This is a genomic window from Phyllobacterium sp. RCAM01083 (assembly GCF_055685835.1).
Window position 1 is genome coordinate 642,775 of sequence record NZ_JBVFZN010000005.1, and the last position, 22,378, is coordinate 665,152.

The 22,378-nt window shown below is 60.6% G+C and carries 25 protein-coding genes; 10 read left to right on the plus strand and 15 right to left on the minus strand.

Annotation, left to right across the window (positions count from 1 at the left end; translation table 11 throughout):
• Window positions 1-774 (minus strand): adenosylcobinamide-GDP ribazoletransferase, encoded by a 774-nt coding sequence (locus ACZ25R_RS09760; protein WP_346305451.1) that lies wholly within the window; start codon window positions 772-774, stop codon window positions 1-3.
• A 133-nt stretch (window positions 775-907) separates the two neighbouring features.
• On the opposite strand from ACZ25R_RS09760, the gene cobT reads away from it, so the two are divergent.
• Window positions 908-1,927 carry a nicotinate-nucleotide--dimethylbenzimidazole phosphoribosyltransferase gene (cobT, locus tag ACZ25R_RS09765; RefSeq protein ID WP_472462468.1) on the plus strand — a complete coding sequence of 340 codons (1,020 nt, stop codon included), beginning with the start codon at window positions 908-910 and terminating at the stop codon, window positions 1,925-1,927.
• Here the strand turns inward: cobT and ACZ25R_RS09770 are convergent.
• Entirely contained in the window at window positions 1,924-2,388 is a 465-nt protein-coding gene (locus ACZ25R_RS09770; protein ID WP_472460847.1) for a MarR family winged helix-turn-helix transcriptional regulator, read from the minus strand. The genes cobT and ACZ25R_RS09770 overlap by 4 nt on opposite strands.
• A 99-nt stretch (window positions 2,389-2,487) precedes the next feature.
• On the opposite strand from ACZ25R_RS09770, the gene ACZ25R_RS09775 reads away from it, so the two are divergent.
• A complete protein-coding gene (locus tag ACZ25R_RS09775) occupies window positions 2,488-2,841 on the plus strand; it encodes a hypothetical protein (RefSeq protein WP_463012194.1) in 354 nt (117 codons plus the stop codon).
• Window positions 2,842-2,895: 54 nt separating this feature from the next.
• On the opposite strand, the gene ACZ25R_RS09780 is transcribed toward ACZ25R_RS09775, so the two are convergent.
• Window positions 2,896-3,342: a DoxX family protein gene (locus ACZ25R_RS09780; protein ID WP_472460848.1), complete on the minus strand. Its 447-nt coding sequence runs from the start codon at window positions 3,340-3,342 to the stop codon at window positions 2,896-2,898.
• Between the two features lie 90 nt (window positions 3,343-3,432).
• Window positions 3,433-4,956 carry a sensor histidine kinase gene (locus tag ACZ25R_RS09785; protein WP_472460849.1) on the minus strand — a complete coding sequence of 508 codons (1,524 nt, stop codon included), beginning with the start codon at window positions 4,954-4,956 and terminating at the stop codon, window positions 3,433-3,435.
• Window positions 4,957-5,090: 134 nt separating this feature from the next.
• Here ACZ25R_RS09785 and ACZ25R_RS09790 point away from each other — a divergent pair, with 134 nt between their 5' ends.
• The 4 genes from ACZ25R_RS09790 to ACZ25R_RS09805 all read left to right on the plus strand — a co-directional run bounded on the left by ACZ25R_RS09790 (window position 5,091) and on the right by ACZ25R_RS09805 (window position 7,570).
• Window positions 5,091-5,741, plus strand: coding sequence for a thermonuclease family protein (locus ACZ25R_RS09790; RefSeq protein WP_472460850.1), 651 nt, complete (start codon window positions 5,091-5,093; stop codon window positions 5,739-5,741).
• The gene (locus tag ACZ25R_RS09795) at window positions 5,738-6,349 is read left to right on the plus strand and encodes a glutathione S-transferase family protein (RefSeq protein ID WP_472460851.1); all 612 of its coding nucleotides are present in this window, start codon (window positions 5,738-5,740) and stop codon (window positions 6,347-6,349) included. The genes ACZ25R_RS09790 and ACZ25R_RS09795 overlap by 4 nt, the downstream gene beginning before the upstream one ends.
• Before the next feature lie 10 nt (window positions 6,350-6,359).
• Window positions 6,360-6,980, plus strand: coding sequence for a uracil-DNA glycosylase family protein (locus ACZ25R_RS09800; protein ID WP_472460852.1), 621 nt, complete (start codon window positions 6,360-6,362; stop codon window positions 6,978-6,980).
• A 110-nt stretch (window positions 6,981-7,090) separates the two neighbouring features.
• The gene (locus ACZ25R_RS09805; protein WP_472460853.1) at window positions 7,091-7,570 is read left to right on the plus strand and encodes an Lrp/AsnC family transcriptional regulator; all 480 of its coding nucleotides are present in this window, start codon (window positions 7,091-7,093) and stop codon (window positions 7,568-7,570) included.
• A gap of 31 nt (window positions 7,571-7,601) precedes the next feature.
• Here the strand turns inward: ACZ25R_RS09805 and ACZ25R_RS09810 are convergent, their stop codons facing one another.
• Window positions 7,602-8,231, minus strand: a complete 630-nt coding sequence (locus ACZ25R_RS09810) for a TetR/AcrR family transcriptional regulator (RefSeq protein WP_472460854.1) — start codon at window positions 8,229-8,231, stop codon at window positions 7,602-7,604.
• A gap of 132 nt (window positions 8,232-8,363) precedes the next feature.
• Between ACZ25R_RS09810 and gap the strand changes: the two genes are divergently transcribed.
• On the plus strand, window positions 8,364-9,371 hold the full coding sequence (gene gap / locus ACZ25R_RS09815; RefSeq protein WP_472460855.1) for a type I glyceraldehyde-3-phosphate dehydrogenase: 1,008 nt from the start codon (window positions 8,364-8,366) through the stop codon (window positions 9,369-9,371).
• Between the two features lie 50 nt (window positions 9,372-9,421).
• Here gap and ACZ25R_RS09820 read toward each other — a convergent pair whose 3' ends face one another.
• Window positions 9,422-10,291, minus strand: coding sequence for an NAD(P)-dependent oxidoreductase (locus tag ACZ25R_RS09820; RefSeq protein WP_472460856.1), 870 nt, complete (start codon window positions 10,289-10,291; stop codon window positions 9,422-9,424).
• Window positions 10,292-10,352: 61 nt separating this feature from the next.
• On the opposite strand from ACZ25R_RS09820, the gene ACZ25R_RS09825 reads away from it, so the two are divergent.
• Window positions 10,353-12,809 carry a penicillin acylase family protein gene (locus tag ACZ25R_RS09825; protein ID WP_472460857.1) on the plus strand — a complete coding sequence of 819 codons (2,457 nt, stop codon included), beginning with the start codon at window positions 10,353-10,355 and terminating at the stop codon, window positions 12,807-12,809.
• Between the two features lie 5 nt (window positions 12,810-12,814).
• Here ACZ25R_RS09825 and ACZ25R_RS09830 read toward each other — a convergent pair whose 3' ends face one another.
• From ACZ25R_RS09830 to moaA, 8 genes are all read right to left on the minus strand, one after another.
• A complete protein-coding gene (locus tag ACZ25R_RS09830; RefSeq protein ID WP_472460858.1) occupies window positions 12,815-13,435 on the minus strand; it encodes a glutathione S-transferase family protein in 621 nt (206 codons plus the stop codon).
• Window positions 13,436-13,461: 26 nt separating this feature from the next.
• Window positions 13,462-14,298, minus strand: coding sequence for an ABC transporter permease (locus tag ACZ25R_RS09835; RefSeq protein ID WP_346305437.1), 837 nt, complete (start codon window positions 14,296-14,298; stop codon window positions 13,462-13,464).
• Entirely contained in the window at window positions 14,295-15,005 is a 711-nt protein-coding gene (locus tag ACZ25R_RS09840; protein ID WP_346305436.1) for an ABC transporter permease, read from the minus strand. The genes ACZ25R_RS09835 and ACZ25R_RS09840 overlap by 4 nt, the downstream gene beginning before the upstream one ends.
• A 156-nt stretch (window positions 15,006-15,161) precedes the next feature.
• Window positions 15,162-15,953 (minus strand): ABC transporter substrate-binding protein, encoded by a 792-nt coding sequence (locus ACZ25R_RS09845; protein WP_223612901.1) that lies wholly within the window; start codon window positions 15,951-15,953, stop codon window positions 15,162-15,164.
• Window positions 15,954-16,186: 233 nt separating this feature from the next.
• Window positions 16,187-16,696 (minus strand): molybdopterin-guanine dinucleotide biosynthesis protein B, encoded by a 510-nt coding sequence (gene mobB, locus ACZ25R_RS09850; protein ID WP_472460859.1) that lies wholly within the window; start codon window positions 16,694-16,696, stop codon window positions 16,187-16,189.
• Window positions 16,693-17,340 (minus strand): molybdenum cofactor guanylyltransferase MobA, encoded by a 648-nt coding sequence (gene mobA, locus ACZ25R_RS09855; RefSeq protein ID WP_472460860.1) that lies wholly within the window; start codon window positions 17,338-17,340, stop codon window positions 16,693-16,695. The genes mobB and mobA overlap by 4 nt, the downstream gene beginning before the upstream one ends.
• A gap of 3 nt (window positions 17,341-17,343) precedes the next feature.
• The gene (locus ACZ25R_RS09860; protein ID WP_223612904.1) at window positions 17,344-18,264 is read right to left on the minus strand and encodes a DMT family transporter; all 921 of its coding nucleotides are present in this window, start codon (window positions 18,262-18,264) and stop codon (window positions 17,344-17,346) included.
• Between the two features lie 100 nt (window positions 18,265-18,364).
• Window positions 18,365-19,354, minus strand: coding sequence for a GTP 3',8-cyclase MoaA (gene moaA, locus ACZ25R_RS09865; protein ID WP_223613476.1), 990 nt, complete (start codon window positions 19,352-19,354; stop codon window positions 18,365-18,367).
• 182 nt (window positions 19,355-19,536) lie between these two features.
• On the opposite strand from moaA, the gene ACZ25R_RS09870 reads away from it, so the two are divergent.
• Window positions 19,537-19,917, plus strand: a complete 381-nt coding sequence (locus tag ACZ25R_RS09870) for a gamma-butyrobetaine hydroxylase family protein (protein ID WP_346305433.1) — start codon at window positions 19,537-19,539, stop codon at window positions 19,915-19,917.
• Between the two features lie 276 nt (window positions 19,918-20,193).
• Here ACZ25R_RS09870 and ACZ25R_RS09875 read toward each other — a convergent pair whose 3' ends face one another.
• Window positions 20,194-20,427 carry a hypothetical protein gene (locus ACZ25R_RS09875; protein WP_472460861.1) on the minus strand — a complete coding sequence of 78 codons (234 nt, stop codon included), beginning with the start codon at window positions 20,425-20,427 and terminating at the stop codon, window positions 20,194-20,196.
• Here ACZ25R_RS09875 and ACZ25R_RS09880 point away from each other — a divergent pair.
• On the plus strand, window positions 20,408-22,282 hold the full coding sequence (locus ACZ25R_RS09880; protein WP_472460862.1) for a L,D-transpeptidase family protein: 1,875 nt from the start codon (window positions 20,408-20,410) through the stop codon (window positions 22,280-22,282). The genes ACZ25R_RS09875 and ACZ25R_RS09880 overlap by 20 nt on opposite strands.
• Window positions 22,283-22,378 lie beyond the last annotated feature (96 nt).

The window sequence follows — 22,378 nt, forward strand, 5'->3', positions numbered from 1 at the left end:
TTAGACCGCAATCACAAGCCCGAGCAAAAGCGAAATCGTTGCCAGTTGCTGCATGGCGCCCAATGTATCGCCGGTCTGTCCGCCGATTTTGTCGCGGCAGAGGGCTGCAAAGCCATAAAACACCAATCCCGCCAGACAGGCGGGTACGATCACGGCAAAAGGTCCCCCGGCTGCGCCATAGCCGATCACGAGGATGACCGCACCGATGATCAGGCTGAAATTCGCGGCGTCTTCCGTCGGCGTGCCCGCGCTGTCGGCAACGCCGCCGGAGCGGGCGGAGGGGAGCATCTGCCAGAATTTGACCAGGATGGCCCGGCTTGCCGCCTCCGTCGCCACGAGAACGGCGATGGAGGCAATGGGGCTGAGATCGCTGAGAATGTCCATGTAGAAGGCAATGCGCAGCAGCACGGAGAGGATCAGCGCCAGCGTTCCGTAGGAGCCGATGGCCGAATCCTTCATGATCTCAAGCCGCCGCGCGCTGGTTTTCCCGCCGTAGAAGCCATCGGCAGCGTCGGCAAGGCCGTCCTCGTGCAGGGCGCCGGTGACAATGATCGAGGTGGTGACCAGCAGCAGCGCGGTCACGAATTCCGGCAGGTCGAGGGTGTGTCCGACAAGGATGACCACCGCGGCGGGCACGGCGATCAGGATGCCCGCGAGCGGAAAGCCGCGCACCGTGTCGTGCAGCGAGCCCTGATAATCCTCGAACCATTGCGGCGATACCGGCCAGCGCGACAGAAAGGCCAGCGCGCGCATCGTTTCCTTCAGCAGTTCCATGACCTGTTCCCGTTCAGCAAAGCCGGCGGCCGGGGCGCGACATTCAATGCCGCCCGATGGCCTTTGCGTTTTGTCTGCCAAAGCTTATAGGACGTGCATCGATAATTTGCCATGAAGACTTGGTTCAAGGAACATCATGACCACTGGCCTGCCATTTGACGATTTTCGCACTCTCATCGAAACCCTGCCCGGACCGGACGAGACCGCTGTCGCCGCCGTGCGCAAGCGCGATTCGACCCTGACCAAGCCGCCGGGCGCGCTCGGCCGCATGGAAGAGATCGTCGAGTGGCTGGCCGCCTGGACAGGCCGTTCGCGTCCGCAGGTGACGCGGCCTCTGGTCGCGGTTTTCGCCGGCAATCACGGCGTCACCGCCAAGGGTGTTTCGCCCTATCCGTCATCGGTGACGGCGCAGATGGTGGAAAATTTCGCGGCGGGCGGCGCGGCGATCAACCAGATCTGCATCGCCAATGATCTCGGCCTGAAAATCTTCGATCTGGCGCTGGAATATCCCACCGCCGATATCACCGAAGAAGCGGCCATGGACGAAAAGACCTGCGCCGCCACCATGGCTTTCGGCATGGAGTCCATCGCGGGTGGTACGGATCTTCTGTGCATCGGCGAGATGGGTATCGGCAACACCACCATTGCGGCGGCGATTTTCCATGCCCTCTATGGCGGAACGGCGGAGGAATGGGTCGGACCCGGCACGGGCGCGACCAGTGACGGCATGAAGCGCAAGGCCGATGCGGTGCGCACCGCTGTGGCGCTGCATGGCTCACACCTGAAGGATCCGCTGGAAGTATTGCGCCGTCTGGGCGGGCGTGAGATCGCGGCGATGGCCGGCGCCATCCTGGCGACCCGCGTTGAACGCATTCCCGTCATCATCGACGGCTATGTCGCCACCTCTGCCGCCGCAATCCTGCATGCGGCAAACCCGGAAGCCATCGATCATTGCCTGTTCGGCCATGTCTCGGCGGAACCCGGCCACCGCAAGGTTCTGGAACGGCTGGGCAAGAAGCCATTGCTCGACCTTGGCATGCGGCTGGGCGAGGGCACCGGTGCGGCGCTCGCCGCCGGTATCGTCAAAGCTGCAGCGCTCTGCCACAGCGGCATGGCGACATTCGACCAGGCAGGCGTCAGCAACCGGGACTAAGATTCTTGCGCAGCAGCCCCCGGCCAATCATCCGGGGGCCGGATTGGCGTTGCCGCCAGCCGCTCCAGCAAATCCCGCACCATGTCCAGCTCCGCTTCCGTAAAGCCGGAACGCAGTCGCGCGTCGTAGGCCATGGCGACACGCCGCAGGCGATGAAACATTGCGCGCCCGCCATCGGTCAGCTCGATCCGGTGGATACGCCGGTTGTCCGGTTCCCTTTTGCGCAGCAAAAGACCTGCATCCTCCATGCCATTCAAGTGATGCGTCAGCGTCGGGCCCTGGATGCCGACCTCATCGGCCAGCTCCGATTGCATCCGGTGGCCGCCACGCATCAGCGCCAGCAGGATAAGCCAGACCGATACGGAGCCGCCCTCGACGGCCAGAGCATCATCGAAGGCACGGCTGACAGCTTTGGCCGTGCGCGCGAGCAGCAATCCGATGGGTGGGTGTACGGGTTCCATCATATTCCTTTGACATCGAACAGTTAGATATCTATGTATTATCCGATCGTATCGATCAAGATACCAATTCGCGTCAATACGCCAACAGGGAGGTTCATCATGCCAGTCTTTCTGATGATTTTGCTCGCCATTCACGTCTTGTCATCAATATTCTGGGCGGGATCGACGTTTACGCTTGCCCGGACGGGCGGTGCGGGAAGCCAGCAGTTCTTCCGGCCGCAAATGGGGGCTGCGACTGTGGCCTTTCTGAGCGGTGCCACGCTGATGGGGCTTTACCACGGCAGCTGGCTGTCGGGCTCCGAGACGGTTCTCGGGATCGGCATAGTCACCGCCATCGCCGCAGCGGGGGTGCAGGGTGCGTTGCGGAAAAAACCGGAAATATCCCACCGCATCGCAGCGGGTCTGCTGGCGGTCACCGCCGTCTGCATGGTGATCGCCCGATTTGCTGCCTGAGCGGGCAGGTGATACCACCGGCACGCGGGGCGCGTGCCGGTGGTGCAATGCTGGCTAGAATTCCTTGCCGATTTTTGCGTCGATCGAATGGTTGCTGGCGCCGCGGATGACAAAGAAGAACAGGATCGCCGCCCACAGGATGGATTTTTCCGAACCTGCCCAGCCCTGACCCTGCGCGATCCAGTGGAAATAGATCGTCACGGCCAGCACGATGGTGGTGGCAAAGGCTGCCGGGCGCGTCAGGAAGCCGAGCGCCAGCAGGATGCCGCCGAAAAACTCCGTTGCCGCCAACAGCGGCGACCAGAACACGCCGGGATAAAAGCCCAGGCCCTCGACCATTTCGATGGCGCCGAACGGATTGGCGATCTTGCCCGCGCCGTGCACGACCAGTGCACCGCCGGCAATGACGCGCAGAAGCGTTTCCGAAAATTGTGCGAGGCCGGTGTAGATGCCGCCAAGGGCCGGAATGATCAGAGGACGGTTGTTTCCATTTGCGTTCATGAAGCTTCCCCATATGAACCTGTTGCAATGGGCCAGCAATGGCGGGGTGCCGCATAACGCGCAAATGACAATAAATTGAACCTGAGTATTCTAGGCAACTTTTTTGGCGGTGGCGGATTTCGTGGCGGAATCCATATTTTGCAGGACCCGCGCCCGCGGGAAAACCGCAAGCGCTTCCGTGCCTTCGCGCAATTTGGAGAAGAGGTGGAACTCGCCGTCATGCATGTGCACGAGGGCCTGCACGATGGGCAGGCCAAGGCCCGTGCCCTGTTCGGCATTCTTGATGGCGATGGAGCCTTGGCCGAAGGCGGACAGGACCACCGGGATTTCCTCCGGCGGGATGCCCGGGCCATTGTCGCGCACCGAGACATACTGCCCGCCGCCCGCCGTCCAGCCGACCTTGATGTCGATGCGGCCGTTCTGCGGCGTGAATTTCACCGCATTGGCCAGAAGGTTGAGGACGATCTGCCGTATGGAGCGCTCGTCGGCCTGCATCGGCCACATGCCGGTTTCGAACTGGGGCAGCAGCCGTATCCCCTTGTTGCGGGCCTTCAGATCCATCATGTGGATGCATTCTTCGGCGATGTCGGTCAGCAGCAGCGGCTCTTCGTTGATGGAGTAGCGCCCGGCTTCGATCCGGCTCAGATCGAGGATCTCGTTGATGAGGTTGAGCAGATGGACGCCGGAGGCATGGATATCCCCGGCATATTCGCGATAGGTGCTGTTCTGTATCGGCCCGAGCACTTCCTTGGCCATGACTTCGGAAAAGCCGAGGATGGCGTTGAGCGGCGTGCGCAGTTCGTGGCTCATGGAGGCGAGAAAACGGGATTTGGCCAGATTGGCTTCCTCGGCGCGGCGGCGGCCTTCGTCGGACATGGCGTTGGCCGTTTCCAGCTCGGCGATCAAGGCATCCTTCTCCGCCTGCAGGGCAAGGGAGACGGATACCGAACGGTTGAGCCGCGTCGCCACAAGATAGAAGAAGGCCAGCCCCGCAAACAGCATGATGACCATCGTCGCCTGTATCGGGCTCTGCAGATGGCTGGTGGCGAGGATCGTGTAGGTGATGACCGGCACGGTGAATGCCGCGAGGATGGCCGCGCGCAGGGCCGAACAGATGATGGCGGTAATCGCCATGGCCAGGATCAGGACAACCGCCTGAATGACCGGGAACAGGCTGATGCCGCAGGTGGCGCAGCTCAGAAAGGAAAAATACGCCCATCCCATGCTGGTGAGAAAATGGCCGCCGAGATAGATGATCTGCCAGTTCTTGACCTGTTCGTTGGTGATGCCGATTTTTTCCAGGCGGCGGGCGAGAAGGCCGAGCACCATATAGAGGCCGATCGTGATGCCGGCCCAGACGACCATGTCCCGGCCAAATCCGGCGAGGACGCCGGCCACGGCGATCAGGGCGATGAACAGCGGCAGCATTGCCGCGTTGACGATCAGCGCGCGGGTGTGCATGAACAGCAGTTCGCGTTCGAAGTGCCTGATGCCGGCATGTTCCATCAGGCGGTCGCGGGCGCGGCGAACCACAACGGACAAATCCTTGTTGCGCGGCAGTTTTCGCCGGTCAACAATGTTTTTGTCTGCACTGATTGCGTCGAGTAATGCCATGCGCCCCGTTCCAGATCGCCGTTTTGTCTGCACTCCGGCAGCATTGCATCGCAAGCCTATTCATAAATGATTAAAAGACTTTCAAATCTGCCCAATCGGCGAGGAGAATCAACCGGCATGGACGGGACGTCGCAATGAACGGGCGGTTTGGCCGCTATCGCCGGCGCTGGCAGCGTCCCGCGGCGGCGCCGCGTTCGCTCGCAGGGAAACTGGCCGACTATCTGCTGATGCTGGTGTTCTTCGCTCTGGTTGCGCTGCTGGCGGCACGGTTGTCGGTGCCGCGCGAGGTGCGGGAGATAACGGGCAAGGCCTATGTCATCGATGGCGATACGGTGGTCGTGACGGGGCAGCATGTCCGCCTCAAGGGGATCGATGCGCCGGAACTCGCCCAGCGTTGCGGCGAAGGGCAGGGCGACTATGCCTGCGGGCAGGAGGCGCGGCAGGCGCTGGTCAGGCTGATCGGTGGCCGGCCGGTCCGCTGTGAAACGAGCGGGCGGGACAAGTACAAGCGCGATCTCGGTACCTGTTTTACAGGCGATGCCGATCTCAACCGCGCCATGGTCGAGACCGGACAGGCCGTCGCCTATGGCGACTACCGCGACGCGGAAATGCAGGCGCGGACGGAACGAAAGGGGCTGTGGAAAAGTTCTTTCGACAGGCCGCAGGATTGGCGGAAGCTGCACCAGCAGGACGCTGAAACAGCGCCGGAGGCGCGGAACCGGCTGGCCGATATCGTCAATGGCGTCTATGACTGGGTGCGTCAGAAACTGGGAGAGAGCTGGTGAAACTATATGATGGAGGACGGGCGCCAAACCCGCGGCGCGTGCGCATATTTTTGGCGGAGAAGGGTGTCGAGGTGCCGCTCGTGCCTGTCGACATGGGGGCAATGGGGCATCGCTCGGCCGAAGTGACCGCGCTCAATCCCATGCAGCGCCTGCCCGTGCTTGAACTCAATGACGGAACTGTGATCACCGAGTCCGTGGCGATCTCCCGCTATTTCGAGGAAATCTACCCCGAACCCGCCCTGTTCGGCCGGGGTGCGGTTGGCAAGGCGCTGGTGGAAATGTGGCAGCGGCGGGTCGAACTGCACCTGTTTGCATGTGTGGCTGCTGCCTTCCGCCATATCCACCCGGCGATGATCGAATGGGAGGTGCCGCAAATTCCCGCATGGGGCGAGGCAAACAAGCCAAAGGCCGTGGCATTCCTGGATATTCTCGACACGCAGCTTGCAACCAACGCCTTCATCGCGGGCGACGACTATTCCATCGCCGATATTACCGGGCTTGTGGCCATCGACTTCTTCAAGCCTGCCCGGATCGAGATGCCCGGCCATGTCACGCATGTGAAGCGCTGGTACGACGCCGTCGCAAGCCGGCCGAGTGCCAAGGCATGAGGCGCTGACCATGCCAGCCCCGGCGCTTGACGTCCTGGCCGCGCAGATCAAGGCATGCCGCCTGTGCCGGGACGCGCCACATTATCTGCCGCCTTTGCCGCATGAGCCCAATCCGGTCTGCGTGCTGTCGCAGACCGCGCGCATCGTCATCTGCGGGCAGGCGCCCGGCATCCGCGTTCACAACAGCGGCCTGCCGTTCAACGACCCGTCTGGCGACCGGCTGCGCGACTGGCTCGGGGTTGATCGCACAGCATTTTACGATCCGGACAAGTTTGCCATCGTGCCGATGGGATTCTGTTTCCCCGGCTATGATGCGCATGGCGGCGATCTGCCGCCGCGCAGGGAGTGCCGTCACATCTGGCACGACCAGGTTTTCGCCGCCATGCGCCAAGTCGAGCTTATCCTGACAATCGGCCAGTATGCGCAGGCCTACCATCTGGGAAAGCGCCGCCGTGCCAGCATGACCGATACGGTCTTTCACTGGCAGGATTATTTCGATGCGGCGTCCGGACCCTCGATTCTGCCCCTGCCGCACCCGTCCTGGCGCAACAGCGGCTGGCTGCGCCGGAATCCATGGTTCGAGCAGAACGTTCTCCCTGTGCTCCGGCAGAAGGTCAGGATTCTAATTTGACCGGTTTACGGATGAAATTTTTTTCAGATTTATAAAGTTTAGAATATTTTTCTTGTACGGTGGGGGAATTACGGACCATAAAGTATCCCATTCCAAAGGGACAAGAGATCATGGACAGACTCGACCGAAAAATTCTTCGCCTCCTGCAGGAGGATGCAACACTTGCGGTGGCTGATGTCGCCAAGAAGGTAGGGTTGTCGACGACGCCGTGCTGGCGCCGTATCCAGAAACTGGAAGAGGATGGCGTGATCCAGCGCCGCGTTGCCATCCTTGATCCTGTCCGCGTCAATACGCGTGTCACGGTGTTCGTGTCGATCCGCACCGGGGCGCACAACAATGAATGGCTGAAGCGTTTTTCCGAAGTGGTGCAGGAATTTCCCGAAGTGGTCGAGTTCTACCGCATGAGCGGCGATGTCGATTATCTCCTGCGGGTCGTCGTGCCTGATATTGCCGCCTATGATGCCGTGTACAAACGCCTGATCGCCAAGATCGACATTCGCGACGTGTCCTCGGCCTTCGCCATGGAGCAGATCAAGTACACGACGGAACTGCCGCTTGATTACATGAGCATCGAAAAGGAAACGGCCTGATCGCCTCGGGCGTTCAGACCCGCCATGGCGCCTACGGCGCGGTGGTCGCGCCTGCGGCTTTGAGGATCAGTGCAATACTATTGCGCGCGATGCGCTCAAGGTCAGTCCGGGCCGTACCGGCGCGGGCGCGCTGCGCAAGGCTGTGCTGCAGGGCGGCAAGCATGTCGGCGACGGCATCGATGTCGGTCGCGGGCGGCAGTTGGGCGTCATCGCGCGCCGCAGCGATCCGCTCGCGGAAGCGCGCGTCCGTGCGTCCGAGAGCGGCAAACAGTTCGGCGCCGATCAATGGGTCGGCTGTCGCCTCCCCGGTGATGACGCTGAGCACGGGGCAGCCGAGCGGGCGGTCGTCCCCTTCCGAATAGATGGCAACAATCATCAAAAAATAGTCATTGAGCGCCTTTGCCAGCGAGGGTTCGCCAAACAGGGCGCGGTTCCAGCGCTCGGCACTGTCCTCGGCGTAATGGGCGACGGCCTGCAGGTAGATCGCGCGCTTGTTGCCGAAGGCGGCATAAAGGCTCGGCCGTGCCATTTTCGTCGCCTCCGACAGGTGGTCGAGCGATGTGGCGGTATAGCCGCGACGCCGGAATTCGAGGAGTGCGGCACCGAGCGCAGCCTTGGCATCGTATTGGCGCGGACGGCCGCGGGTGGGTTGTTCTTTCATTTTTGTACCGTATCGCAATAAATTCGTTGCAAAAATTTTTATGCGAAGTAGTCTAAAATTCAGCGGCACGGAAAGCAATCCCTCTCGAAGAAGAGGCGCGCCATTTCTCCGCCTGGACAAAAAGGACAATCGATGACTGACAAAATCCGTATCGGCATCAACGGGTTCGGCCGCATTGGCCGGACGGTTCTGCGGGCCGCGATGGCGCGCAACGACGTCGAGATCGTGGCGATCAACGACCTGCTGCCAACCGATCATCTCGCTTATCTTCTCAAATATGACAGCGTGCATGGCGGTTTCCGGGGCAGCGTTGGTGCCTCAGACAGCGCGCTCGATATCAATGATCGCAGGGTCAGTGCCTTCAGCGAACGGGAGCCGGACGCAATCGGTTGGGGCGAGGCGGGTGTCGATGTGGTCATCGAGGCGACCGGCCGGTTTCTGACGCAGGCTGCCGCGGAAGGACACCTTTCCGCCGGCGCCGGCAAGGTTCTGCTCTCGGCGCCGCCGGAGGACGACACGCCCGTCTTCGTCATGGGCGTCAACGCGACCGGCTATGCCGGCCAGAGCATTGTCTCGAACGCCTCGTGCACGACCAATTGTGTCGCGCCGCTCGCCAAGGCGGTGAACGACGCTTTCGGCCTCGAAGAAGCGCTGATGCTGACGGTTCACGCCACGACATCGAGCCAGAACACGGTCGACGGCGTGGCGCGCAAGGACTGGCGTTTCGGGCGCGGTATCCTCGAGAACATCATCCCGGCGACAACAGGCGCGGCGCGCATGGTCGGCAAGGTGGTGCCCGAATTGAATGGGCGGATCAACGGCATGGCGGTGCGCGTGCCGGTCTCTGACGTATCGATGATCGATCTCACATGCCGTCTCAGGGAAAACGTGTCCTACAAGGACATCTGCGCGATGATCCGCACGCAGGCGGCGAACGCGATGGCCGGAATTCTCGCCTATTGCGACGAACCCGTCGTCTCGACCGACATGCGCGGCAATCCGCATTCGTCGATCTTCGACGCGCTCGCCGGCATGCAGATTGAAGGCGGGTTGACCAAGCTTGTTGCCTGGTACGACAACGAATGGGGCTATGCCTGCCGTTGTCTTGACCTGGCGGCGCACATTTCGCGCGCCCGGTAGGCGTTGCTGGGACATCGGCCTGATCGTCTCAGGCCGATGTCCCGGTCCGGTTATTTCTCCAGCCGTGCCAGCAGGGATGACGTATCCCAGCGGTTCCCGCCCATGGTCTGCACCTGCTTGTAGAACTGGTCGACCAATGCCGTGACGGGCAGCTGTGCGCCGTTGCGGTCGGCCTCGTCGAGGCAGATACCCAGATCCTTGCGCATCCAGTCGACGGCAAAGCCGAAATCGTATTTTCCGGCGTTCATGGTCTTGTGGCGGTTTTCCATCTGCCACGAGCCTGCGGCGCCCTTGGAAATGACCTCGATGACCTTCTCGATATCAAGGCCAGCCTTCTTGCCGAAGTGAATGCCTTCGGCCAGCCCCTGCACCAGACCGGCAATGCAGATCTGGTTGATCATCTTGGTGAGTTGGCCCGCACCGGCGGGGCCCATGAGGCCGACCATTTTGGCAAAGGATTCGATGACCGGCTTTGCCCGGTCGAAGGCTTCCGATTCGCCGCCGACCATGACGGTGAGGACACCATTTTCGGCACCGGCCTGGCCGCCGGAAACCGGCGCATCGAGAAAATGGAAGCCGCGCTTCCGCGCTTCCGCATCGAGTTCACGCGCCACTTCCGCCGACGCGGTGGTGTGATCGACGAAAATCGCGCCTTTCTTCATCGTATGAAAAGCGCCGTTTTCGCCGATGGTGACAGCCCGCAGATCGTCATCATTTCCGACGCAGCAGAAGACAAAATCCTTATCCGCAGCGGCTTCTCCGGGGGTCGGTGCATGCTTGCCGTGAAACGCATCAGCCCACTTTTTCGCCTTTTCGCCATTGCGGTTGAAGACAGTGACGTCATGGCCCCCACGAGTCTTCAGGTGACCCGCCATCGGATAACCCATTACACCAAGACCGATAAATGTGACTGTTGCCATTCCGTAATTTCCTCTGTCAGATAGGCTATGTGTTCGAAGGATTGCGGGAGAGGTTAGGACAATGCGGCGGATCATCAAAGGCCTATTGTGGATTGTTTTTTCCCTCATTCCGCTCGCTCTGATCGCAGGAGGCGCCGGTTACGTCTGGCTGGCCCGCTCGGTGGCCCCGGCCACCGGCGAGATGGTGCTGGCGGACCTTGCGGCGCCCGTCACGGTGACGCGGGACAAGAACGCGGTGCCGCATATCGTCGGCAGCAATGTCGAGGATGTCCTGACCGCTCTCGGTTTTGTCCACGCGCAGGAACGCCTGTGGCAGATGGAGGTCACCCGCATGGCCGGGCAGGGGCGCCTGTCCGAAATGTTCGGCGACAAGACGGTTTCCACGGACCGGTTTCTGCGCTCGCTCGGTGTTTATGAATCCGCCGTCGCGTCGGCCGCTTCGCTCGATCCGGCGGACCGCAAGCGCATCGATGCCTATGTGCGCGGCATCAACGCCTTCATCAACAGCAAAGGACGCCCCTTCGCATCGAAATATTCGCCTGAATTTGTCGTCCTCGGCTACAAGCCGGATGAATGGACGGCCGCCGATGTGATCGTGACGCTGAAGATGATGTCCGTGACCTTGGCGGCCAATATCGATCAGGAAGTGTTGCGTCTCAAATTTGCCCGGCTGGGAATGACGGATGCGGAAATCGCCGATCTCCTGCCGCCCGTGGCCGATGACACACCGCCGCCGCTGCCGGACCTGAAGCAGCTTCTGGGCTTGCCAAGCGGACCGATCAGGACCGGTGCGTTGCAAGCCGAACAGCGGTTTGCCGCGCTCAATGCCGTCATGTCGACCGGCGCATCGAACAACTGGGTGGTGGGCGGGGCGAAAACCGAAACGGGCAAGCCCATCCTGGAGAACGATCCGCACCTCGGGCTGACGGCGCCTGCCGTCTGGTACCTGGCGCATCTGGAAGTGAAGAACGCCGATGGCAGCAGCAAGAATCTCGTCGGGGTGACGCTTCCGGGCGTGCCTTTGGTGCTGCTCGGGCGCAATGATCGCATTGCCTGGGGTTTCACCAATACCGGCTCTGACGTTCAGGATATTTTTGTCGAACGGATCAATCCGGCCAATCGGAATGAATATCAGACGCCAGAGGGCTTTGCGCCGTTCCGCAAGCAGCCTGTCACCATCAAGGTCAAGGGCGGCAGTGACGTGACCTTTGACCGGCTGGTCACGCGGCATGGGCCGGTGCTGCCTGCGGACTATCGTGGTCTTGATCATTATCTGCCTGACAACACGGTTGCAGCGCTGGCATGGACCGCACTTGCCGGTGACGACAGAACCATATCGGCTGGCCTGAAACTCTGGGATTTTGCCAGTGTGGCGGATTTCCAGAACGGGATGCGCGATTTCGTCACGCCCATGCAATCGATTGTGATTGCCGATGTCGACGGCAATATCGGGCTGATTGCACCGGGCAGGGTGCCGGTCCGCGATCCGGCCAACCGGATCATGGGACGTGCACCGTCGCCGGGCTGGGATGCAACCTACGATTGGAAGGGCACCATTCCCTATGAGGAACTGCCCCGCAGCTATAACCCTCCGGAAAATGTCATCGGCACGGCCAACACCAAGATGGTGGATGCGGCCTATCCGCATTTCCTGACATTCGACTGGGACGAGACATGGCGGTTGGACCGGATCAAGGCGCTGATCTATGGCGCGGACCGGCAATCGATGGAGAGCAACCGCAAGGCGCAGGGCGATGCCTATTCCAACGCCTATGCGGTGCTGGGACCGGTGATGCTCAAGCTGATCGAAGGACGAAAAGACATCGATCAGGCCGCGTTCAAGCAGTTGAGCCAATGGGATTATGTGGAAGACCGCAACCGCATCGAGCCCTTGCTGTTCAATGCCTGGCTGCGCGCGGCCACCAAACGGATCGTCGAGGATGATCTCGGCGAGGCGTTCCCAACCTACTGGCAGGTCCGTGTGTCGGCGATGCTGCGCTGGCTCGGACCCAATCCGGCGCGCGACTGGTGTGATGACCGACGGACACCGGAGAAGGAAAGCTGCGGCGACGTGCTTGCCCTGGCGCTGGCCGATGCCCTGAAGGATCTCGACGGGCGCCTCGGGGCGGACCGCTCGAAATGGAACTGGGGCGCGCTGCATTATGCCTATGGGGCGCACCGACCGTTCGCGCAGGTCAGCCCGCTCGACCGCATCTTCAATGTGGATGTACCGGCCTCCGGCGGAGCTTTCACGCTCGACCGGGCCAAATCGCAGCTCACGGATGAAAGCAATCCGTACCGTGCCACGCACGGCAGCAGCTATCGCGGCCTGTTCGATCTGGCCGATCTCAACCGGTCGATCTATATCCAGACGACCGGCCAGTCCGGCAATGTGTTTTCAGCCAATTATCGCGATTTTGCGCAGAAATGGGCCGATACGCAGGGAATTACCATCCCGACGGACGAAAAGGCCTATCAGGACGGCTTGTTGGGGGTCTGGCGGTTGAAGCCGCAGTAAGTCTGTCAGGTGAGCGGCGTCATCACGGCCTTCCGGTAGGCCGGGCGGCTCTTGAGGCGTTCATACCATGCGAGCAGATGCGGGTGGTCGGGGCGCTTGATCGGCATCTCGAACCACGCATAGGCAAAGCAGCCAAGCGGGATGTCGCCGACACCGAAGTCTGCACCGGAGAGATAGGGCTGGGAGGCCAGCGCCGCATCGGCAATGGCAAACATCGCGCCGCATTCCGCCAGACCCTTGTCCCTGGCGGCGTGATCCTGCTGGTCCGGTGCGAGGCGCACCGTGTTCCAGAACACGTCGCGGAAGGGGATGGCGATGCTTGACGTTGCCCAATCCATCCATTTTTCCGCGCTGGCACGCGCCGCGGCATCTTCGATATGCAAGGTCGACTTGCCGTATTTCGCCGCGAGATAGCGCACGATCGTGTTGCTCTCCCAGAGCGCGAAGCCGTCGTCTTCAATGGCGGGCACGCGGCTGTTGGGGTTGATGGCGCGATATTCCGGGCTGGCAACGATGCCATAGGCACCGCCGGCGGGAATATTTTCATAGGGAATGGACAGTTCTTCGGCCGCCCAAAGTGCCTTCTTGACATTGGTCGAGTTACCGCGACCCCAGATTTTCAGCATCGTTTGTTTCTTTTCGGTCAGTTGAATCAGCGTATCAGATGCCGGGTGATGCGGCGTTCCATCCAGTCCCAGATGTGACGCAGTATTTCCACCAGCAGCAGATAGATGATAGCGGCCCAGAGATAGGCCTGGAAATCGAAAGTCCGTGAATAGGCGAGTTTGGTGTAGCCCATGAGATCGTAGACGGTGATCAGGGCGACGATGGCCGACCCCTTGATCATCAGGATGACCTCGTTGCCGTAGGGGCGCAGGGCAACGATCAGCGCCTGCGGCAGGATGACCTTGCGGAATGTGACGAATTTGGAGATGCCGAGGGAGGCTGCGCCTTCCCATTGCCCGAGCGACACGCTCTGGATGGCACCCCGCAATATTTCCGCCTGATAGGCCGCCGTATTGAGCGCGAAGGCCAGGAAGCCGCAATACCAGGCTTCACGGAAGAACCACCACAGCCCGATTGTTTCGAGGAAGCCGCGAAACTCGCTGACGCCGTAATACATCAGGAAGACCTGGGCGATCAGCGGCGTGCCGCGGAAGAAATAGACGTAGCCATAGGCGATCGCCGCGCCGATCTTGTTCTTGGTCATTCGGCCATAGGCTACGGGGACCGACAGGATGGCCCCGAAAATAATGGAGCTGAATACCAGCGTCAGGGTGGTGACCAGGCCCTGCCAGTATTTCGGGCCATAGGTCTGGATGAGAACGATATCCCAGGCGGCATAGAGATCGAGCAGGAGCCCGATGATCAGGGCGGCCCAGAACGCGACGAGCACATGGCCGATAATCCGCGTCCTGGTCCAGCGTTTCGCCGGTGCGGGCGGACGGCTTATCGCGGCTGTACGGGCATTGAGGAAGCTTTCGGTCATCGCCGCACTCCGCTGGCTGTCGTGCGCCGTTCAATGGCATGGATCACGAAGGACGAGAGAATGGCGAGCACCAGATAGATCAGGCAGGCCGTACCGTAGAACAGAAAGGCATGTTTGGTGACGCGCGCCGCAACGCCGGTCTGGCGCAGGATATCCGCCAGCCCGATCGCGGACACCAGCGCCGTATCCTTGAGCAGGATCATCCACAGATTGGAAAGGCCGGGCAGGGCGACGCGGATCAGTTGCGGCAGGACCACTTTCCACATTGTCTGGCCGTAGGAGAGGCCGATGGCATAGCCGCCCTCATACTGGCCGCGCGGGATGGCGCGGAATGCGGAGAGAAAGACTTCGCTGGCGTAGGACGAAAACACGGCGCCCATGGCGAACATGCCGGCCAGAAACGAGTTGATTTCGATGGTTCCGGAAAAACCCAGCAGGACGCCGAGCTTCTGGATGCCGATCTGTGCACCGAAATAGACGAGAAACAGGGTGAGCAGCTCGGGCAAGCCACGAAAGATCGTGGTGTACATATTGGCAGCAAGCCGGATGGACGGTTCTTCGGCCTGTTTGCCGAGAGCGACGAAAAATCCGATGAGCAGTCCGACAGGCAATGTCGCAAGCGCAAGAGTGACAGTCACAAGAATGCCGCTTGCTATGCTCAGGCCCCAGCCGCCTTCACCAAATCCCAATAACGCAATTGAGCCCATAGGCTTCTTTCATTCTTTTGCAGGCCATTCCCCAGTGCCCGATTTTTCGGGCCGGCCCGTCATTTTTGAATTTAAAGTTCAGGTTCGAATTTGGAGTTCAGGAAGGGATGGCGGAACAGATCCGCCATCCCCCTTGGTCAATTCACAAGGCTAAAATCAATTTTCGGCGCCATAAACGTCAAGCTTGAAGTACTTGTCGTTGATCTGCTTGTATTTGCCGTTCTTGCGGATCGCAGCGATGGCAGCGGAGAACTTGTCAGCCAGGGCCGTGTTGCCCTTCTTGACAGTGACGCCAGCGCCCGGACCGTGGATGACCGGATCCGGCGTGATGGTGCCGAGGAGCTTGCAGCACTTGCCGGCATCGCTGTCGAGCCACTGGCCCAAAACGACGGAGTCGTCCATGGCAGCGTCGATGCGGCCATTGGCCAGATCGAGCTTATATTCGTCGGCGGTCGGATACATCTTGATGTCGGCGCCGCTGTATTTGGCTTCGGCAAAGTTGGAGTGGCTGGTCGATGCCTGCACGCCCAGTGTCTTGCCCTTCAGGGATTCCGGCGTGACGTCCTTCAGCTTGGAATCCTTCGGTACGGCAATGCCCGGAGGCGTGTTGTAGTACTTCTTGGAGAAATCGACCTTCTTCAGGCGCTCATCCGTGATGGACATGGATGCGATGATGGCATCGAACTTGCCGGCCTGCAGGGCGGGAATCATGCCATCCCAATCCTGGGTAACGAAGGTGCACTGCGCCTTCATCTCTTCGCAAAGCGCCTTGCCGATATCGATGTCAAAGCCTTCCAGCTTGCCGTCCGGCGTCAGGTTGTTGAAGGGCGGGTAGGCTCCCTCTGAAGCGATGGTCAGCTTCAGGGCGTCCTCTGCATGGGCCGCTCCCATGGACAATGCAAAGGCAACGGCAGCAACGCCGAGTGCGAGACGCTTGGTGATACGCATTATTCAACCTCTCTTTTGTGGCCCGGCTGTTCCCCTGTTCTTTTGGACAGCCTTCCGGGCAAGGTCGCAGTTTTTTCACTGCTCCTGACCGGCGATATTCCCACTAGTTTTCTGATAAAAGCAACCGGGAATCTTTTACCGGGCGGCGATTCAGGACGGCAAAACCACATAATTGTTTGAGGATTATATTTTTCTTGCGCAGCGTCCGCGCGAAACGTCATTTCCTGACCCGCCTAGCGGGCAAGCCCCATCTCATGCTCGATAAAGTCGGCCAATCCTGTCGTGTTATCCAGGTCGAAGACGGGAATCTGCTCGTCCGTCACTGGAAAATCGCTGGCGATGGCGACGATGCCGGGATCATTTTGCGCCAGGCTCCCGCCGGGCCGTCCCTCCAGCCGCCGCGTCTCGATCTTCTTGTGGCCTTCGCGCTTGTAGCCCTCGACCAGAACGAGATCGCACGGGGCGAGCCGCGCGACAATCTCTTCGAGGGAAGGTTCCGCCTCATCCGCCAGTTCATGCATGAGCGCCCAGCGGCGGTCGGAAACAATGGCCACTTCTCCGGCGCCCGCTTTGCGGTGGCGGAAGGAATCCGTGCCTTCCTTGTCGATGTCGAAATCATGATGGGCGTGTTTGACGGTTGAAATCCTCCAGCCGCGCCGCGTCAGTTCCGTTACGAGCTTGACCGTCAGCGTTGTTTTGCCCGAGTTCTTCCAGCCGGTGATGCCAAAGATGCGGTGGGTCATGACCATGTCTTCCAATTGCGTGATTCTGCAATCATCGACCGGGCCCGGCCGAGATCGTCCGGGCGATTGATATTGAAGAACGGATCGAATGAATCGCCTGATTGCGCCGTCATCAGCGGAAAATCCACCGTGCGGTGCGCGTGGTCTCCGATCCAGGTACGGACCCGCCGGTTATGCGGATCGCGCAGCCATTGCTTCAGGGCGTCTTTCATCGCAACCGGCCAGAGCCCGAACACCGGGTGCCATGTCCCATCGGAGACAGCGACGGCGATGTGATCCGGGGCATCGGCGATGGCCCCGCCAAGTCTGGAGGCGAGATCCTGGGGAAAGAAGGGCGTGTCCGTGGCGACGGTCAGGATATGGGTGAGGGGAAGCGCGCTGCCTGCGGCCCATTCCATGCCGGCAACGATACCGGCGAGAGGGCCGGCGAATCCCGAGATGCTGTCGGCGACAACGGGCAGGTGCAGATCGGCGAGGGGCGCAGGATCGCCATTGCTGTTGATGGCCAGGGTTTCCAGCTGAAGCGACAGGCGCGCGACGATGAAATCGATCAGCCGCGCCGTACCGAACGGCAACAGCGCCTTGTCATGCCCGTCCATGCGGCTCGACCGGCCGCCGGCCAGAATGATCCCTGCAATGCGCACCGCTTACACTCCATCGGGCGAAGAACCGGCCGCCACAGCCGTTGCGGCGGGCAGCCTCCGTCCCACAATCCGCTCACGGTAAAGCGTATAGAGGCCGCTGCCAATAACGATCATCGCGCCGATGATCATGGGAAGATCGGGCAGGTCGCCGAAGAACAGGAAGCCCAGAAGAATGGCCCAGACGAGGCTTGTGTAGCGGAACGGTGCGACGAAGGAAATCTCGCCCTCGCGCATGGCGAGAATGATGAAATGGTAGGCGACGATCACGCAGCAGGAGGCGAAGAACAGGAGGCCGGTGTTCAGCCAGGTCATCGGCGTCCAGCCGCCCAGCGGGCCGATCAGGCCGATGCCGGCCAGCGATACGCCCGCCGATGTCAGGGCGGATATCATCAGCACCGGGATGGTTTTGGGCACGCGCCGCGTGGCGAGATCGCGCATCGCGGCGAAGATCACGGTTACGGCGATCAGCAGGACGTAGGGACTGACGCCCTCGTAACCCGGGCGAACAATGATGAGGACACCGCAGAAGCCGACGGCGATGGCGATCCAGCGCCGCCAACCCACGGGTTCGCCGAGGAACATCGCCGCACCCAGCGTGACGGCCAGCGGCAGGGCCTGCAGAATGGCCGAGGTGAGGGCGAGGGGAACATGAACAAGCGCGATCAGAAAACTCACGGTTCCCACGACTTCGCCGACGGCGCGCAGGATGGTCATGCGGTGCAGGGCGTGGCGCAGCGGTATCAGCATGCCCTGCCGCCAGGCGAGCAGCAGGATGAGCGTGGTCGCCATCACGCCGCGCACCAGCATCACCTGACCCATGTTCATATGCGCACCAACCAGTTTGACCGTCGCGTCATTGAAGGTGAAACTGGCCATGCCGATGGCCATGTACAGGCTGCCGCGAAGATTGGGCGTAAGCGCCAAGGCGTTCATCCGAATGAGAGCAGGCGATTCTCCCCCGGAATCGCTCCGTTTGATATATCAAGCGGCGAGGCTTCGTGCATCCGGAATATTGGAAAATGCTCTAGCCGCCGGTCACGCTCATATGGCGCGAGACCGCAGGGCGGTTGTGGCGGCGATCGATGATGAAATCATGGCCCTTCGGCTTGCGGCCGATGGCTTCGTCGATGGCCTCGTTCAAGAGGTCATTGCCTTCCGAGGCGCGCAGCGGCGCGCGCAGGTCGGCGGCGTCTTCCTGTCCAAGGCACATATAGAGTGTGCCGGTGCAGGTCAGGCGAACGCGATTGCAGCTTTCGCAGAAATTGTGCGTCATCGGCGTGATGAAGCCGATGCGCCCGCCCGTTTCGCGAATATGCGCATAACGTGCCGGGCCGCCGGTCTTGTAGGGAATGTCATCCAGCGTGAATTGCCGGGCAAGGTCGGCCCTGACCATGGACAGCGGCAGGTACTGATCGGTCCGGTCCAGATCGATTTCGCCCATCGGCATGGTTTCGATCAGCGTCAGGTCCATGTCGCGGCCATGGGCCCAGCGGATCATCTCCGGGATTTCCAGGTCGTTGAACCCCTTGAGGGCAACGGCATTCAGCTTGACCCGGATGCCGGCAGCCTGCGCCGCGTCGATGCCTTCCATCACCCGCGCCAGATCGCCCCAGCGGGTGATCGCGTGGAATTTTTCCGGATCGAGCGTATCGAGCGATACATTGATGCGTTTGACGCCGTGCTCGGCCAGTTCCGCCGCATGGCGGGCGAGCTGCGAGCCATTCGTGGTCAAGGTCAATTCTTCGAGAGCACCGCTGCGCAAATGGCGCGACAGCTCACCGATCAGATGCATGATGTTCTTGCGCACCAGCGGTTCGCCGCCGGTCAGCCGCAGTTTTTTGACGCCTTTTCCGATGAAGGCGGTGCACAGGCGGTCCAGCTCTTCCAGCGTCAGAAGGTCTTTTTTGGGCAGGAAGGTCATGTGCTCGGACATGCAGTAGGTGCAACGGAAGTCGCAGCGGTCGGTGACGGACACACGCAAATAGCTGATCGTCCTGCCGAAAGGGTCAACCATCGGTGTTTGTACAGCCGTTTTCTCGAGCAATGCGACGTGGTCCAAGCAAGCCTCCTTGAGAAGAGATAGGGTGGCGGCCCCGGCTTGTCCAGTCTCTATAGGATTCCGCATGCGGACGATTGTTCACTTGCGACCAAATGTCGGGGCGCATAGAGAAGAGTGCGCATAAAGGAGCATCTGCCATGACCACTGCCTGGCCCAAGGAACTGCGGGTAAGCAAGGATCGCCGTTCCCTGACGATCGCATTCGATACCGGCGAAACCTACATGTTGAGTGCGGAACTGCTGCGCGTGGCTTCGCCATCGGCGGAAGTGCAGGGGCATTCGCCGGAACAGCGTGTGACGGTTCCGGGCAAGATGAATGTCGAAATCGCCAAGATGGACCCCGTCGGCAATTATGCGGTGCGCATCACCTTCGACGACATGCACGATACCGGCCTTTTCAGCTGGGATTACCTGATCGACCTCGGCCGCAACCGCGACGAGCGCTGGCAGGCCTATCTCGATGAACTGGCGGCGAAAGGTTTGAGCCGCGAGCCCGTCGTGACCCGTCACCGCCACTGATCCCTGCCGCGGAGCAATAGTACCGCTATCCGCGCGGGCTTTCCCCTGAGAAATATTTTCTTCAGAAGACTATAACCTGCTTAGGCGGGCGTTCTCAAAGTACTTATCAATGCTATAATGAACAACAGTAAGGTTACTTGGAAATATTTGTGCGCCGAAGAGCGCAATTCAAGTTTCGCGTCACTTGAGCTGTGACATTATTGCATGTTCTGCAAAAGAATTGATTGGGTCAGGGGCGTGATGCGCGAATCGTTGTGAAAGCTGCGGTGAATTGCGTTAAATGAGCCGATAGCCATCATCACGGTGCTCGAGCGGTGCGCGCGAATATAAATCGAAGGGGCGGGTTATTGTTAAAAGATTGTAAATAGGATGCGGCGAAACTGGCTGTGAATCACCATTCGTGGCCTGCATCCGTTGCGGGCGTGACTGTACCATCTGGGCGAGCATTATGAATTCCAATTCGAAAAAGCATGCGATTTTTGTAGCTGCCATGTTGTCGGCCACAGCCATTTCCATGTCTCCGGCACTGGCCGCCGACAATTTGATGGATTTCCTGTTTGGCAGCCGCCGCGTCCAGGCACAGCCGGTCTATGCGCCGAAGCCTGAACTGCCGCGGCAGCAGCCCGTTGCCCGGGCAGCGCCCGTCAAGCGCGTGACGGTGACCGCGCCGAAGAATTACGATTACAAACCCGATGGGCTGGTGCGGGTGGATTTTTCCAAGATCGACCTGCAACTGACGGCATCGGCCAATCAGAACCGGGATGCCGCACCGCAGATTCCACTGGAACAGTTCGGCCTGAAGTTCGAGCAGATCAGGGAAGCCCATATTCTGGCGGAAAAGGACATAGCGGACGCTATCGTTGCCTATTATGCCCTGAAGCAGCAGCCCATCTGGACGTCCTCCTATGATGTTTCCGCCAAGGCCAAGGCGGTTGCGGCGGTGTTCAACGCGGCGGGCGCCGACGGGCTTGATCCAAAGGATTATGCGGTCAAGCTGCCGAGCGATGATTATGACCGGGCCAACATTCCGGCGCGGCTGAAGGAACTGGCGGATTTCGAACTGACCATGTCGGCGCGGGCGCTGCGCTATGCGATGGACCAGGGTGACGGGCGCATCAATCCGAACCGGCTGAGCGGGTTCCATGATTTCGCCGTTGACCGGGTCAAGCCGCGTGCGGTGATCGAGCAGCTTGCGTCGACCAATGATGCCGCTGCGCTGCTCAAGAGTTTTGAACCGCAGAACAAATGGTATGCGGAGCTGAAGCAGAATCTGCATGAGCTTGGCGGGACCAGCGCCGAGCCGACGGTGCGCGTTGCGCCCGGCACCATGATCCGTCCCGGCGAGGAAAACCCGGAAATCCGCAACGTGGTCGCCTTGATCAAGGCGAAGGCGCCGAAGGATTTTCTCGCCAAGCATGAAGCCGTGCTGCAGGAACATGAGAATGCGACGGTTTACGACCCGAGCCTGGTCGAGGCGATCAAGGATTTCCAGACCAGCCAGGGCAAGAAGCCCGATGGCGTGATCGGGCGCGGCACCATCAGTTCGCTGCAGGGCGAGACCAATAGTTCCAAGCGCGACCGCATTCTCTACTCCATGGAGCGCCTGCGCTGGCTGCCGCACGATTTCGGCAAGCGCTACGTCTTCATCAACCAGCCTGCCTATCGCGCGCAGTATTTTGACGACAACGCGGAAAAGCTGGCGATGAACATCGTGGTGGGTTCGCCGACCAACCAGACCTACTTTTTCGACAACACGATTCAGACCGTGGTGTTCAACCCGTCCTGGGGCGTGCCGCGGTCGATCATTCTCAATGAGATGATGCCGAAAATTCTCAATAACCCCTCTTATCTCGAGAACAGCGGTTACGAGGTCTACGACAAGTCCGGCCGTGTGATTCCATCAAGTGCGGTGGACTGGGCGCAGGTCGCATCCAGCGGCGGCGGTGTCGGCATCCGCCAGAAGCCAAGCCTCGACAATGCGCTGGGCGAGCTGAAGATCCTGTTCCCCAACAGCCATGACATCTACATGCACGACACGCCGGCAAAGTCCTACTTCAAGCGGGATATGCGGGCGCTCAGCCACGGCTGCATCCGTCTGGAACGTCCGCGCGACATGGCTGCTGCCGTGCTCGGCGTGCCGGTCGAGGAGCTGAACCAGTATTTCGGCAAGAACGAGCGCAGCGTCCGGGTCAAGGACCCGCTGCCGGTCTACGTCTCGTATTTCACCGCGTGGCCGGATGCCAGGACCGGCGCCATCCAGTATTTCGACGACGTCTATCAGCGCGATCTCTACATGGAGAAGGCCATCGTCAAGACGACGGCGGTGCGCCAGGCGGACGTTCCGCAGACGACGGCAAAGCTGTAAGCTACCGGTTTGCGGGTGGTGGTGCGTGGTTCGTGGTTCGCCCTTCGACAAGCTCAGGAAGCTCACCATGAGGGACGTGGCGGGTTGCAATGCCAA